Origin of the sequence: Streptomyces massasporeus, from assembly GCF_014648995.1 — a bacterium.
GTDB lineage: Bacteria > Actinomycetota > Actinomycetes > Streptomycetales > Streptomycetaceae > Streptomyces > Streptomyces massasporeus.
Map to the genome: position 1 here is coordinate 43,529 of NZ_BMSE01000007.1, position 13,675 is coordinate 57,203.

Annotated in this window: 11 protein-coding genes and 1 pseudogene; 7 read left to right on the plus strand and 5 right to left on the minus strand. The window is 70.9% G+C overall.

All coding sequences use genetic code 11. The annotated features are described in order from the left end of the window. Positions 1-457: 457 nt before the first annotated feature. The 5 genes and pseudogenes from IE153_RS41640 to IE153_RS17650 form a co-directional block, all read left to right on the plus strand. Positions 458-627, plus strand: a pseudogene (locus tag IE153_RS41640) (NF041680 family putative transposase); the annotation flags it as partial. Between the two features lie 706 nt (positions 628-1,333). Beyond that, complete coding sequence (locus IE153_RS17635) at positions 1,334-1,984, plus strand: hypothetical protein (RefSeq protein WP_308432190.1); 651 nt, start codon at positions 1,334-1,336, stop codon at positions 1,982-1,984. Positions 1,985-2,100: 116 nt separating this feature from the next. After that, the gene (locus IE153_RS17640) at positions 2,101-3,420 is read left to right on the plus strand and encodes a jacalin-like lectin (RefSeq protein WP_189590635.1); all 1,320 of its coding nucleotides are present in this window, start codon (positions 2,101-2,103) and stop codon (positions 3,418-3,420) included. Positions 3,421-3,680: 260 nt separating this feature from the next. Then, on the plus strand, positions 3,681-4,259 hold the full coding sequence (locus IE153_RS17645; protein ID WP_189590636.1) for a TetR/AcrR family transcriptional regulator: 579 nt from the start codon (positions 3,681-3,683) through the stop codon (positions 4,257-4,259). Between the two features lie 14 nt (positions 4,260-4,273). Beyond that, on the plus strand, positions 4,274-5,269 hold the full coding sequence (locus IE153_RS17650) for a phosphotransferase enzyme family protein (protein ID WP_189590637.1): 996 nt from the start codon (positions 4,274-4,276) through the stop codon (positions 5,267-5,269). A 23-nt stretch (positions 5,270-5,292) separates the two neighbouring features. On the opposite strand, the gene IE153_RS17655 is transcribed toward IE153_RS17650, so the two are convergent. After that, a complete protein-coding gene (locus tag IE153_RS17655; RefSeq protein WP_189590638.1) occupies positions 5,293-5,709 on the minus strand; it encodes a nuclear transport factor 2 family protein in 417 nt (138 codons plus the stop codon). A gap of 134 nt (positions 5,710-5,843) precedes the next feature. On the opposite strand from IE153_RS17655, the gene IE153_RS17660 reads away from it, so the two are divergent. Beyond that, positions 5,844-6,635 (plus strand): helix-turn-helix domain-containing protein, encoded by a 792-nt coding sequence (locus IE153_RS17660; protein ID WP_189590639.1) that lies wholly within the window; start codon positions 5,844-5,846, stop codon positions 6,633-6,635. Here the strand turns inward: IE153_RS17660 and IE153_RS17665 are convergent. The 3 genes from IE153_RS17665 to IE153_RS17675 all read right to left on the minus strand — a co-directional run bounded on the left by IE153_RS17665 (position 6,632) and on the right by IE153_RS17675 (position 10,382). Further along, complete coding sequence (locus IE153_RS17665; RefSeq protein WP_189590640.1) at positions 6,632-7,465, minus strand: isocitrate lyase/PEP mutase family protein; 834 nt, start codon at positions 7,463-7,465, stop codon at positions 6,632-6,634. The genes IE153_RS17660 and IE153_RS17665 overlap by 4 nt on opposite strands. A gap of 111 nt (positions 7,466-7,576) precedes the next feature. Further along, the gene (locus IE153_RS17670; protein ID WP_189590641.1) at positions 7,577-9,259 is read right to left on the minus strand and encodes a DUF2264 domain-containing protein; all 1,683 of its coding nucleotides are present in this window, start codon (positions 9,257-9,259) and stop codon (positions 7,577-7,579) included. Between the two features lie 79 nt (positions 9,260-9,338). Then, complete coding sequence (locus IE153_RS17675) at positions 9,339-10,382, minus strand: rhamnogalacturonan acetylesterase (protein WP_189590642.1); 1,044 nt, start codon at positions 10,380-10,382, stop codon at positions 9,339-9,341. A 191-nt stretch (positions 10,383-10,573) separates the two neighbouring features. Between IE153_RS17675 and IE153_RS17680 the strand changes: the two genes are divergently transcribed. Beyond that, entirely contained in the window at positions 10,574-12,238 is a 1,665-nt protein-coding gene (locus tag IE153_RS17680; RefSeq protein ID WP_189590643.1) for a rhamnogalacturonan lyase B N-terminal domain-containing protein, read from the plus strand. Between the two features lie 24 nt (positions 12,239-12,262). On the opposite strand, the gene IE153_RS17685 is transcribed toward IE153_RS17680, so the two are convergent. Further along, positions 12,263-13,675 (minus strand): RICIN domain-containing protein, encoded by a 1,413-nt coding sequence (locus IE153_RS17685; RefSeq protein ID WP_189590644.1) that lies wholly within the window; start codon positions 13,673-13,675, stop codon positions 12,263-12,265.

The window sequence follows — 13,675 nt, forward strand, 5'->3', positions numbered from 1 at the left end:
GTTGGTCGTCGGCAGCAGGGGTCACGCGTACAACTCGCCTCTCCCCCGGCCGCGTTGACGTCATGCAAGCACAGGAAGCGCATGCATAGCATCGCAATTTGATCATTTTTAGCCATAGCTGAGGCAAGGTCCGACATGCTGACCCGAGCGGTGTCCTCACGTCGACTTCTGTGCAGCGAACGACACTTGTTGATCAGAGGCATCTGCCCTGGCTGCTGCCCGGGCCTTGAAGATGTCGACGAAGGTGGCGTTCACGATGTCAGCGGGCGGCGGCCTTGATCGCGTCTTCGATCTCGTCTTCCGGCCGGTTCATGACCGGGTCCTATGCCCGCATCCACTTACCGGCTTTGAAGATCTACCCGGCCGTGACCCGAGGCTCGGCGCGGCTGCGCACACGCCCGCTCGGGGCAAATTGCCCAGTAGCTGGCCGATGGGCTGGTCCTGCTGGACCGCTACGAGGATGCTCCGCCCGCACCTCACCTGCCCCGCCCGTGCCCCCAAACCCTCACGGCCGGGCCGGGACGGCCGCTCGGCTCGAAGAACCGACGGCCCGCCACCCGCTGCGACGTGAACAAAACGGTGAAACGGGCCGAGGGCATCATCGAACGAAACCGACTCCGATCTTGAAGAACAAGCCCAGAAGCTGTGTCACGACCGACGATCTGTGACGTTCCGTAACTGGTGGGCCGTGGGGCTGGCCTGGGGAGGTCTTGACTCCGGTCTCCATGACGGCGATATCACGTCGGTTCGGACGGCCTGGCCGACCAGATCCGCTTCTGTCGATATGCGTGTGCACGGCGGAGGTTTGGGGTGCAAGCTGCCGGGGTGAACATGGAAGAGGTCCGTGCTCGGTTGGTCGGTCGATTCGGCCCCGAGACAGAGGGTTGGCTCGCTGAGGTTCCGGACCTCGCTGCTCGTCTGGCCGCGCGGTGGGGTTTCGTGCTCGGTGAGCTGTTCGAGAGTGGAGCTTCCTCTGTCGTCTTGCGCTGTCAATGGCCTGACGGCACGCCGGCGGTTCTCAAGCTCAGTCCGGATCGGGCACTGTTGTCCAAGCAGCTGGAGATGCTGCGCGTGTTCGCGCTGTCGGGTCGGTGCCGACCGTATTGTCTGCCGACGCGGCGGCCGGGGCGATGGTGTTGGAGGAGGTCCTGCCCGGCACCGAGGCCGAGGACATGCCGCAGACGTCCTTGCCGCAGCAGTGGGGAGAACTGCTTGCCGCGCTGCACGCCGTGGCCCCACCCGCGCGCTGGCCACTGGACCTGCGTGGTCGGTTTGAGCCGAGGATCCCGCGGTCGCGGGGCTGGTCCTCAGCGGCTCACGGGTCCACGAGGGCATGCCGACCGGCCACTCCGACCACGACCTGCACGTGATCCTCCGGGACCGGCACGCCTCCGAGCTCGCCGGGCTGGACTGGTTCCGCTCCGCCCATCTCGACCTCGTGGTCATCGAGCTGGCGGAGTTCCGCGTGCGCGGCATGCCCGGTCGGCCCGACCACTTCGCGCGTTACTCCTACGTCCACGCCGAGGTACTGCTCGACCGGCTCGACGGCACCGTCGCCCGGATCCTCGACGAGAAGCGGACCCTCGGCGCCGACGAGGCCCGGGACGCCGCCGCCGGCCGGCTCGACGCTTACGTCAACCAGGCCTACCGCTCCCTGAAGAGCTACCGCGACGGCCGCGACGGCCTCGGCCACCTGGACGCCGCCGAGACCGTCCCCCACGCCCTGGAGGTGCTGTTCGCCCTGCACCGCCGCGTCCGGCCGTACAACAAGTACCTGCGCTGGGAACTGGAACGGCAACCGCTGGGCGACCTCCGATGGAGCGCGGACCGGTTCCTGCCGGTCCTGCGACGCATCCTGGGCGACGGCGACCCGTCCACCCAGCGCGCGCTCTTCGCCGGGATCGAGGGGGCGGCGCGCGATGCCGGACACGGCGGGGTCCTCGACGCCTGGGGCGCGGATCTGGACCTCCTGCGTCACTCCTGACGCCAGGACGTCTCCCACTGTTCGCGCTGTTCCCCTTGCGCACCAAGGGCGTTGCCCTCGAACCTGAGCACCGTTCACCTTTCTTCCCCCCGCCTCTCCGACCGGAGACACCCCCCATGAAGAGACTGATCGGCACCGTCGTGGCCGCCGCCCTGACCGTCACGGGCCTGGCCACCACCAGCGCGACACCCGCCGTCGCCGCGGACTCCGGCTCCTTCAGCGTCCTCACCTACAACGTCGCAGGCCTCCCCGAGGGCCTGAGCTCCGGCAACCCCGCGAAGAACACCCCGCTGATCTCGCCGCGCCTCGGGGCGTACGACATCGTCAACGTGCAGGAGGACTTCAACTACCACGCCGCCCTGTACGCGGGCGACGACCACGCTCACCGCACCGCGACCAGCGGCGGCGTCCCGTTCGGAGATGGCCTCAACACCCTCTCGGACCATCCCTTCGAAGACTTCCAGCGCGTGAAGTGGAACAAGTGCACCGGCACCAACTGCCTCACCCCGAAGGGCTTTTCCCTGACGCGGGTCCGGCTCGCCGAGGGCGTCTTCCTGGACCTCTACAACGTGCACACCAACGCGGACGACACCGACGACGCGCTCGCCGCCCGCCGTGCCAACGTCGAGCAGCTCTCCGACTTCATCCAGGCGAACTCGTCCGGCAACGCGGTGATCGTCATGGGCGACACGAACACGCGGTACACGCGCTCCGGCGACAACATCCGCACGCTCGTGAGCGAGAACGGCCTGACCGACGCATGGGTCCAGCGGGTGAAGGGCGGGACGCCCCCGGCCCAGGGCGGTGCCGCTCTCGTCTGCCCCACCACGGCACCGCCGGACGACTGCGAGGTCGTGGACAAAGTCCTCTACCGCGGCAGCAGACTGCTGAGCCTGAACGCGACCCGTTACAGCAACGCGTGGGCGTCCTTCCTGGACCCGGCCGGCGGCAACCTCTCCGACCACTTCCCGCACGCGGTCGACTTCTCCTACACGCTCGATCCGTCGCTGCGCGCGAGCGACTTCTTCGGCGGCCCGCACGGCACTGCCTTCAACGACGCGGACGACCTGCCGTCCGTCCCGTCCCCGCGCACGCTCACCCTGCGCGGCGGCACCCGCCTGGACGCCGTGTCCCTCACCCACGACGGCGGTACGACCCTCACCCACGGCGGCACGGGCGGCACCGCGGCCTCCCTGACCCTGGCTGCGGGTGAGCACCTGACCTCGGTCAAGCTGACGCAAGGTCAGAAGGACGGCCGTACACGTCTGTTCTCGGCTTCGTTCACGACGGACCGCGACCGCACCCTGTCCGCCGGCACGGCCACGTCCGACGCGAGGACCTTCACGGCCCCCTCCGGCCGGCAGATCGTGGGCTTCACGGGCCGCGCGGGCGACGAGCTGGACAAGCTGGGGGTGGTGTACGCGCCGATCCGCTGAGCGGGGCGCACCGACGGCAACCTCACGAGGGGGGGGCCGGGGGCCGACGCGCGCAGGAGCTGGTGGCGGTGGGGTGTGACCCGTGAGGCCGGACCCGTGCGGCGTGACCGGTGGGGTGTGACCCGTGAGGCCGGACCCGTGCGGCGTGAGCGGTGAGGTACGGCGTCCGCACGCCCTCACCGGCGGCTACGATCGCTCCCAGCTCCCGTGGGCCCTGACCGACGACACGGCCCCTCTTCGAGAGGTGACCCCGAACCCCCATGCCCAGAGCCGGTCTCACCCCCGAGCGCCTCGTCGCGGCCGCGGCCGATCTCGCCGACGAGGCCGGGTTCGAGGGTGTCACCCTCTCCGCCCTGGCCCGTCGCTTCGGGGTGAAGGACGCGAGTCTGTACACCCACGTCCGGAGTCTGCGGGACCTGCGGATCCGGATGGCCCTCCTCGCCGGCGGCGAGATGATCGACCGGATCGCGGAGGCGGTCGAGGGCCGGGCGCCCGGCAGGGACACGCTGGCCGCCTTCGCCGCCGCCTACCGGGCCTACGCCCTGGAGCACCCGGGCCGGTACGCGGCGACACAGCTCCGGATCGACCCGGAGCTCGTCACCGACTCCCCCGCGATGCGCCGCACGGCCGACGTCACCTACGGCATGCTCCGCGCCTACGGCCTGGAGGAACCCGACCTCACCGACGCCGTACGCCTGCTGCGCAGCACCTTCCACGGCTACTGCGCCCTGGAGTCCAGCGGCGCCTTCGGCGCACCCCGTGACGTGCAGGTCTCGTGGGACAGGGCGATCGACGCCCTGCACGTGCTGCTGCGGAACTGGCCCAGTGAGAACCAGTGAGAAGAGGACATCCGATGGCTGATCACGCCCGATCCGACGACACCGCCGGTGCCATAGCCGAGATGCACTCCCTCGGCAGCGGCCCCTGGGTCCTGACGCCCGTCACCCGGGGCGCCCTCGGCCAGATCTGGAAACTCTCCGGAAACGGTTGCTCGTACGCCGTGAAGGAACTCCTCTTCGGATGCGACCCGGCCCAGGTCGCGCGCGAGGCGGCGTTACGGGATTCCGCGGCCGCCCTGGGCATCGCCTCGCCCCGGCTCCACCCCGACCGGCACGGCGCGCACGTCTCCCGCCTCGACTCCCCGGGCGGCGGAACCTGGGTGAAGCTGTACGACTGGATCGACGGCGACCGGGCGGACCCCGGCGATCCCGACGTCCTGGACTGGTTCGGCCGGACCATGGCCCTGCTCCACCAGGCCGGTGAAGGGGCCGTCGAGGCCCCGGTCGACTGGTACGAGCGGTGCCCCGACGACGCCGACTGGGAGGACGTCCTCAAGAAGGTGCGCGACGCCGGCCTGCCGTGGTCGGAGGAACTGGACCGGTTCATCGCCACGACCGCGCCTCCACTGGCCCACTGGGTGACCCCGTCGGCGCCCGGCGGCCTGGTGACCTCACACCTCGACCTCCAGCCCCAGAACGTCCTGGTCGGCCGGGACGGGCCGGTCCTCCTCGACTGGGACAACGCCGGACCTGTCTGTGCGGAACGGGAGTTCGCACGCGCCCTCTTCGTCTGGTCCGGCGGCAACGACGTGGACATCGCCTCCGCGCGGCGCCTGGCCCGGGCCTACCGCGAGGCCGGTGGCCGAGCCGTCCTCACCGGCCCGGAGTCCTTCTCGATGCTCTTCGCCACGGCCCTGAACTACGTCCACGTGCAGGCCGAGACCTCCGTCGACCCCGCCGTGACCGCCGAACAGCGTGAGTTCGCGGCCCGCCAGACCGTGACCTGCCTGCGCACCGTGCCCGACCTCGCCGCCGTGTCCCTGCTGGTCGCCGCGCTCGACACCCCCTGAGCGGGACGCGCCCGGGGGCCGCCCTAGTGGTGCGCCCCGGGGTCGAAGCCCGCGGGGGCTCGGTCGAGGAAGGCGGTGACGGAGGTGATCCGGCCGTCCTCGTCGAGGTGGATCACATCGGTCCCGGTGGCGAAGGGCGCGCCGTCGCCGTCCTCGGTGAGGATCTGCCACCGGAGCCTCGCGCGCTGGTGGTGGATCTGGGGCCGCTCCCGCAGGCGCAGTGCGGCCGGGCCCATGTGGGCGACGAACCGGTTCCGGAAGTCCATCAACGCCTGTGCCCCGCTGAGGACGCCGATCTCCGCGCGGTACTCGACGCCGTCGGTGAAGGTGGCGGCGGCGAGTTCGCGCTGCTCCTGCTCGGTGCCGGCGTTCCAGAACCGCACGTACCGGTCGAGCCGGTGCTCGGTGAGGGGCTCGGTCGGCACTGTCGTCTCGGTCATGGTTGGTGTCCCTTTCGTCGGGCGCCTCGCGGCGCGTCGTGTTTCCGGCTTCCGACTCTGCGGCCGACGCTGCGGGCTGTCGATGACCTGCGAGGTCATTGCCGCCCTACGCGCGGCCGGGCAGCCTGGAGCCCATGACGACCACCACCGAGCCGGTCGGGGCGCTGGTGCGGCGCTGGCGCGAGCGTCGCCGCCGCTCCCAGCTCGACGTGTCGCTCGCCGCCGAGCTGTCCACCCGGCATCTGAGCTGCATCGAGACCGGCCGCGCCAACCCGAGCCGGGACATGATCCGGCGGCTGTGCGACGAGCTGGACGTACCGCTGCGGGAACGCAACGCGCTCTACCTGGCCGCCGGGTTCGCCCCGGTGCACGGCGAGCGCGCGCTGGCCGATCTGGGCGCGGCACGTCACGCGGTGGAGGCCGTCCTGGCCGGGCACGAGCCGAACCCGGCCCTCGCCGTCAACGTGCGCTGGGAGTTGCTGGCCGCGAACCGGGCCATGGGGCTGTTTCTCGGAGACGTGGCGGTGGAGCCCGCCGGGCCGCCGTTCAACGTGCTGAAGGCGACCCTGCACCCCGACGGCCTGGCCGGACGGATCCGGAACCTCACGCAGTGGCGTGCGCATGTGCTGCGCCGGGTCCGCCGCCAACTGGACCGGACCTCGGCCGCCGGCCTGGCGGACCTGCTCGCGGAGCTGGAGAGCTACCCCGTGCCCGAAGGGGACACGGGAGAGGACTCCTCGACCGGATGGCAGGACGACCTCGTGGTTCCGCTGCGGCTGTCGACCGAGTTCGGTGAACTCGCTCTGCTGTACACCACGACGGTGTTCGGTTCGCCCCGGGACGTCACCCTGGACGAGATCGCCATCGAGACGTTCTTCCCGGCGGATGCGGCCACCGCGGCCACGATGCGTGCGGCCGTCGGCTAGATCACCCCCCGTGGATGCCCCTGGCCGGGCCCGCGACCCGGCGAAGCGAGCCCCGCCACCTCGTCGTACGACGGTGTCCGCCCCGTCGGTGTGCGGCCCGCGCTGAGGTCCGCAACCGCTTCCAGGGCCGCGCCCAGCGCCCGCCGGTACAGCAGCGAGCCGAGACTGATGCGGCTGACACCTACGTCGGCGAGGTGGGGGACGGTCGGGCCGCCGGGTGAGTAGAGGACGTTGAGGGGCACGTCCAGGTGGCGTACCAGGGCCTCGATGGCGTGCAGGTCGGTGAGGCCGGGCACGAACACCCCGTCCGCGCCCGCCTGTCGGTAGGCGTCGAGGCGTGCGAGGGTGCCGTCGCCGTCGCCCAGCCAGTGGGTGTCGGTGCGGGCGTTGACGAACAGGCCGGGAGCGGCCCGCTTGACCGCCGCGATCTTCGCCGCGTGGCGGGCGGCCGGTCCGAGTCCGTCCTCGAGGTTGATGCCGACGGCTCCGACGGCGTACAACTCCTGGGCGAACCGCGCCACTTCGTCCAGGTCGTCGCTGAATCCGCCTTCCGCGTCGACGGACAGCAGGAACGGCTCGGGCCCCAGGGCCATGGCCAGCCGCAGCGTCTCCTCCCGGGTCGCCGCCGCCCCGTCGGGGAGACCGGCGGCCGCGGCGACACCCAGGCTCGTCGTCCCGATCGCGCGGAACCCCCGCCCCGAAAGGGCCCGGGCGGACGCATGGTCCCAGGCGTTGGGCAGGAGCAGGGGCTTCCCGGCGTGGTGCAGGCCGGCGAAGTCGGTGGCGGCTGCCGCCGGGCCGGACGGCTTCTGCTGCGGATCTGCGGTCATGCCGCCACGCTAGGCCCGGCTCGCTTCGGCGCGGACCGAAGTACGGCGGACGCCGGCGAACCGGAGAAGCAGACGGAGCGCGGTCCGAGGGCGGTCGGAGGGCGGCAGACCTCAGTCGACGTGCACGCCGGACCCGTCCAGCCGGACGCGTACGTCAGGCCCCCCGCTCCAGCGAACCGACAGCTCGCCCTCCCCGGAAGCGGTTACGGCGACCGTTTCCGCCAGCGGGCCGGGGTCGGCCTCGGCGGTGAGCCGGGCCAGGGCGACGAACAGGGTGGTGTCCCCGGTGGTGACGCCGGTGAGGTCGTCGTCGAGGCCGACGGCGGGCAGCAGTTCGGCCCGGGCACCGTCCGGTGCGCTCCACCCGGTCATCCGGACCGCCGTTCCCGGCGCCGCCCCCTCGACCAGATGCGCCCGCACCTCCACCGCTCCTCGCGCCAGCACCACGCTCGTCACCCGCGCTCCCCCGCCGGCGGTGTGCCGGGACGCCGCCCAGCCCTCGCCCACGCCCAGCGGTTCGATGCCGGTACGGCTCGGGTCGCCGGCGACCAGGACGCTGTTGTCGTACGCGTCCGAGGGCGTCGTCACCGTGGAGTACGCCAGCCGCGTGTAGTACGGGTCGTAGCGGACGTCCTCGCTGCCGTGGTTGTGGAGGCGGACCACACCGTCGGAACGGGTGGACTGCACAAGCCAGTTGGGCGGCCCGACAGGGGTGACGCGGTCCGCGCGTTCGGCGGGGGCCGCCTCCTCCGGCGCCGTCCAGACCTCGTGGTCCGCGGGCAGGAGCAGGCCCAGGAAACCCTTGCTCGCCCAGTACGGGGAGGCCGGGCCCGAATAGCCCTGCAGGACGGACTCGTCGGAGCCGTGCCAGCCGAGGGAGAGCAGGCCCCGATCGTCCACCGCGCCCCGGTCCAGGAAGTACTTCAGCGCGCCCGAGGCCAGCCGCCGGGTCTCGCCGGGCAGCAGGGGCGTACGGCCGGTCAGCGCGCCCAGCCACAGCGGGGCCGTCGTGGCGAAGCGGTAGGTCAGAGACCGGCCTTGGTGCATGGGGGCGCCGTCGCCGCCGAACAGGCGGGCGTAGTCCGAGAGGTGCCGGGAGAGGCGGTCGCCGTACAGCGCCAGCAGGCGCTCGTCCTTGTCCAGCCAGGCGTGCAGCACCGGGTAGAGGTGCATCGCCCAGCCGTTGTAGTAGTCGTACTTGCGGCCGTCGCCGTCGGTGTACCAGCCCTCGCCGACGTACCACTGCTCGATGCGTTCCAGGCCGCGGTCGATCGCCGCGCGGGAGGCGTCCGGCTCGTAACCGATTTCGGCGAGGAAGCCGCCCACGGTGACCGGGAACAGCTCCCAGTTGCAGGGCCAGGGCTCGGCCGTGAGGGCGTCGCCCAGCCACGCGGCCGTCCGCTGGCGTACGCCGTCGTCCAGGCGGTCCCAGAGCAGGTCCCGCGTGAGGCGGAGGGCCAGGGCGATGGAGGCCGCCTCCACCAGGGGCTGGCTGCGGTCCTCGATGCGGGGCCAGACGCCCGAGACGCCGGTGGCGAGGCCGGTCGCATAGCGTTCCAGGGCCTTCTCGTCGCGGCGGAACGCGGCGAGAATCAGGGTGCGGGCGTAGCCCTCGAGGCCGTCGGAGAGGCGGCCCGACCAACTGGCCCGGTCGCCGGGCAGGTGGTACAGCGCGCGGTCCTCGGTCGTGTACGGCTCGACCGCGGCCAGCAGGGAGTCGGCCGCCGCCTCCCAGTGGGCGCGGGTGTAGCCGGTGAACGGGGACGTCGTGCGGTCGGCGGGGGGCAGCTGCATCGGATGTCTTTCGTGCTCGGGCCGGTGGATACGGATCAGACCTGGAGCGCCCCGGTTCCGGTCGGGGCGCCCCAGGGGTCTATCCCACCCGCACCGTGCCCTTCGGCACCAGATGCAGGGTGACGAGTTCGTCGCGGACGAGGCCCGCGTAGGCCGTCGCACCGCGCACCGACGTGTGCGTGTTGTCCCGCGCCTCGTTGGTGAGGTAGAGCGCCTTGGAGCCTTCCACCCCGAGGAACTCCACCAGCGCCTTGGTCTTCGCCGTGAGGTCGATCAGCGGGACGTCCCGCGCAGCGGCTACCGAGCGGATGACGGCCGGGTGGTCGACACCGAGGCCGTTGACCAGAAGCGCGGTCCCGTTGTTCAGCGTGCCGTCGGGGTTGAACCAGCGCCGCACGATGGGAGTGACAAGGACCGGCTGTCCGCCCCGCTCCCGGACGCCCGCGACCAGGGCTTCCAGGTTGGCCCGGTAGGTGGCCTCGTCCGTGCTCTTGTCGTTGTGGGCGAGCTGGACCAGGACCGCATCACCGGGGCGGATCAGGGGCCGTACGGTGGCCCACAGCTGCGGGTTCCCCAGATACGTGACCGTACTCTCCCCGGAATCGGCGTAGTTGGCGACGGACACGCCCTCGCGGAGGTACTGCGGCAGTTGCTGGCCCCAGCCGGAGTAGGGGTCGCCGGGCTGGTCGCAGACGGTGGAGTCGCCGACCAGGAAGATCTGGCGGGCGTGCCGGGCCCGCTTGACCTCGATCCCGGCGAGGGCCGGGGCGGTCCCGCCGATCCTCAGGTCGAGGCCGGTGGTTCCCTCGGGGCCGGTGGGCTCGCCCTCGGGGGTGCGGACGTTCACCGTGAAACTGCGGGTGACGCGTTGTCCGGCCGGTGCGGCCGTCTCGGGGAGCAGGGAGCGGCGGCTCTCACCGGTGACGCTCGTGCTGGACGCCGCCTTGCCGCCGAGGGTGACCCGTACGTCGTACGTGCCCGGCGGGACGTCGAAGTGACAGGTGCCGGCGGCGCAGTGGGCGAGGCCCCGGCCCCCGCTCCTCGCGTCCGCGTGGGCGGGTACGGACGACAACGTGGTCCCCAGGGTCACCGCCGCGACGACGGCGATGCTGAATCGTCTCACTCCAGGCTCCTCCCGGCACATGACAAGACCTGGAGGGGGACCGTACCCCTCTGGACAAGCGCTTTCTAGACCTCGAACAGCATTCACCAGATCTGCGGCGAGGGATGAGTGAAAGCCCTTTCGCGAAATCGATTCAACTGTCACCCTCGCTCCCACCGCACTCCCCCCACCTTTCGCAGGAGGCACCCCCCATGCCCGGAGCCACGAACAGACCGGTCGGCCGCCGCGCGGTCGTCCTCGCCGCCACGGCCGGTGCCGTCGGCGCGGCCCTCGCCCGCCCGGCGCACGCCGCCGGTTTCGGCTGGACCGACGACGGCGCGAACTACGTCGTCGACACCGGCGCCCAGCTCGTCTTCAAGGTCGCCAAGTCCACCGGCGACTTGACCTCCCTGGTCTACCGGGGCACGGAGTACCAGGGCTACGGCGGCATGAACTCGCACATCGAGTCCGGCCTCGGCGCCTCCACCGTGAGCATCAAGCAGTCCGGTACGACGATCCTGATCTCCGTCACGCACGGCACGCTGAGGCACTACTACGCGGCCCGCGGCGGCGAGAACAACGTCTACCTGTGGACGAACAAGGCCGACACGTCCGTCACGGCGAGCCGGTACATCGTGCGGGTGCGAAAGGGCGCCTTCCTCAACGACGAGCCCGACTCCTACACCTACGCGCCCACCACCATCGAGGCCTCGGACGTCTTCCGGAAGTCCGACGGCCAGACCCGCTCCAAGCACTACTCCAAGCTGCGCGTCATGGACTACGACCACATCGGCTGGTCCGCCGGCGGCGTCGGCCTGTGGATGGTGCGCAGCAACCACGAGAAGGCCGCCGGCGGCCCCTTCTACCGCTCCCTGCTGCGCCACCAGAGCGCGGACGGCGGGGGTCTCTACGAGATCCTCCACTACGGCCAGAACCAGACCGAGGCGCAGCGCTTCGGCCTCCAGGGGCCGTACGTCATCGCCTTCACGGACGGCGGGGCGCCCTCCTCGGCACTGTACGCGGGCACGCTGACGACGCCCTGGGCCGACTCGCTCGGCATCGCGGGGTACGTGCCGGCGAGCGGGCGGGGCAAGGTGTCGGGCGTCGGGATCTCCGGGCGGAACACGGCGTACCCGTACACCGTCGGGCTCGCCAACCCGTCGGCGCAGTACTGGGGTCCGGCGCGTTCCTCGGACGGCTGGTTCTCCCTTTCCGGTGTGCTGCCGGGCACGTACACGCTGACCGTGTACAAGGGCGAGCTGGCGGTGTACACCACGTCGGTGAGCGTGTCCGCGGGCGGCACGACGACCCTGAACACGATCGCGATCCCGTCCTCCAACGACCCGTCGAACGCGGCCGCGATCTGGCGAATCGGCGACTGGAACGGCACGCCGGGCGGGTTCAAGAACGCGGACCTGATGACGTACGCGCATCCGTCCGACGTACGGGCCGCGTCCTGGACCGGGAACGTGGTCGTCGGCAACGGCGAGACGGCGGCCTTCCCCTGCTACCTCTGGAAGGACGTCAACAGCGGGATCCTGGTGTACTTCAAGCTGACGGGGGCCCAGGCGGCCGCCGCGCACACCCTGCGCATCGGGGTGACGACGGCGTACGCCAACGGCCGGCCCCAGGTCACCGTCAACGACGCCTGGACCTCGGCGATCCCCGCCCCGCCCACCCAGCCGGACACCCGGTCGCTGACCAACGGTTCCTACCGGGGCAACAACCACACGTTCACGTACAGCGTCCCGGCGTCCGCCTGGAGGACGGACACGAGTCAGTACAACGTGCTCAGGATCGACGTGGTGAGCGGGTCGGGGGCGAGCGGGTTCCTCAGCGCGGGGACGGCCGTCGACGCGATCGACCTGCTGGCCTGAGCGTCGTCCGGACCGCCCGGGTCGTCATGTTCCGCGCGTCCACTGCTGGTTGGTGCCTCCGTTGCACGTGTACGTGATGAGCGCGGCACCGTTGGCGGTGGACGCGCCGTTCACGTCGAGGCACTCGCCGCTCGCGCGGGACGTGACGTTCACGTACGAACCGGTGGTGGTCAGCGACCACTGCTGGTTCGTCGCGGAGGAGTTGCAGTTCTCCTGCGTGACCGTGCTCGCGTTCTCCTGCACGCACAGGCTGCTGTTCCTGACCATCAGCTGGTAGTAACCGCTTCCGACGGACTTGAACCAGTACTTCTGGTTGCCGCCGCCGTTGCAGTCGTACTGCTTGATCTGCGCGCCCGCCCAGAGCGACTGGCTCGTGACGTCCGCGCACTTGGAGGAGTGGCGGGCGATCAGCGTGTTGTACGTGGCGGCGGTACCGGTGACGGACCCGGCGGCCGTGTCGACCGTGACCTCGGGTGACCAGGACATGGACATCGTGGTCGCGTTGGAGAAGGTCAGCGGCAGCCACACGTACCGGGAGTCGTTGACCGTCCCGTCGAAGGAGTTGCCCCACCGGTCGCCCAGGTAGAGGTACGAGGTACCCGAGGTGCCTTGCACGGGCAGCACGAAAGCGGTCTGCGAGCCGTACGCCGTCGAGTCGCCGACGTTCTTCATGGCCGACCAGGGGCCGGCGATGCTGGTGGCGGTGGCGTACTGCTGCTGGTTGGGGTTCCAGCCCGTGGCGCCCGAGGTCAGCATGAAGTACACGCCGCCCCGCTTGAACAGCGCCGGGGCCTCGCGGTGGCCGCCGGGCCAGGGGTTGGCGACCAGGCTCGCGATGCCGGTGTAGTCGGCGGTGAGCCGGTAGATCTGGAGGTCGTAGTTCTCGCGGGCGGCGGAGATCATGTAGCCGGCGCCGTCCGTGTCGACGAAGACCGTGATGTCGCGGGACATGTGCTGGCCGAGCGGCCGGAAGCTGCCCTTCCAGGTGTAGTCGCCGTCGACGGTGTCGGAGACGGCCACGGCGGCGCGGGCCTCGCTGTAGTCGGTGCCGTTCTCCTTGTGCATCCACATCACGAACTTGCCGGTGGAGGCGTTGTACATGACCTTCGGCCGCTCGATGTTGGCGGTCGCGAGCTCCGGGTCACTGGCCTCGGTGAGGACGTGGTTGCGGAACTCCCAGTTCTTCAGGTCGCTCGAGCGGTAGGCGTCGACGTACCGGAAGGTGTTGTCGGCGTTGCGGTGCTCACCGAACCAGTAGTAGTAGCTGCCGACCTTCAGCACTCCGCCGCCGTGCGCGTGGACGGGGTTGCCGGAGGTGTCCGTGAACTGGGTGCCGTTGGTGATCTTCTGGGGTGCGGCCTGGGCGGGGCCGGCGGTGGCAAGGGCGCCGAACAGTCCGAGGCACAGGGCGAGAAGGGCGGCGTACGCACGTCTCAT

Bases quoted from the DNA above. Each gene is read 5' to 3' on its own strand.
- IE153_RS17635 (WP_308432190.1), top strand. From the start codon at position 1,334: ATGCCGACCGGCCACTCCGACCACGACCTGCACGTGATCCTCCGGGAC.
- IE153_RS17640 (WP_189590635.1), top strand. From the start codon at position 2,101: ATGAAGAGACTGATCGGCACCGTCGTGGCCGCCGCCCTGACCGTCACG.
- IE153_RS17645 (WP_189590636.1), top strand. From the start codon at position 3,681: ATGCCCAGAGCCGGTCTCACCCCCGAGCGCCTCGTCGCGGCCGCGGCC.
- IE153_RS17650 (WP_189590637.1), top strand. From the start codon at position 4,274: ATGGCTGATCACGCCCGATCCGACGACACCGCCGGTGCCATAGCCGAG.
- IE153_RS17655 (WP_189590638.1), bottom strand. From the start codon at position 5,709: ATGACCGAGACGACAGTGCCGACCGAGCCCCTCACCGAGCACCGGCTC.
- IE153_RS17660 (WP_189590639.1), top strand. From the start codon at position 5,844: ATGACGACCACCACCGAGCCGGTCGGGGCGCTGGTGCGGCGCTGGCGC.
- IE153_RS17665 (WP_189590640.1), bottom strand. From the start codon at position 7,465: ATGACCGCAGATCCGCAGCAGAAGCCGTCCGGCCCGGCGGCAGCCGCC.
- IE153_RS17670 (WP_189590641.1), bottom strand. From the start codon at position 9,259: ATGCAGCTGCCCCCCGCCGACCGCACGACGTCCCCGTTCACCGGCTAC.
- IE153_RS17680 (WP_189590643.1), top strand. From the start codon at position 10,574: ATGCCCGGAGCCACGAACAGACCGGTCGGCCGCCGCGCGGTCGTCCTC.
- IE153_RS17685 (WP_189590644.1), bottom strand. From the start codon at position 13,675: ATGAGACGTGCGTACGCCGCCCTTCTCGCCCTGTGCCTCGGACTGTTC.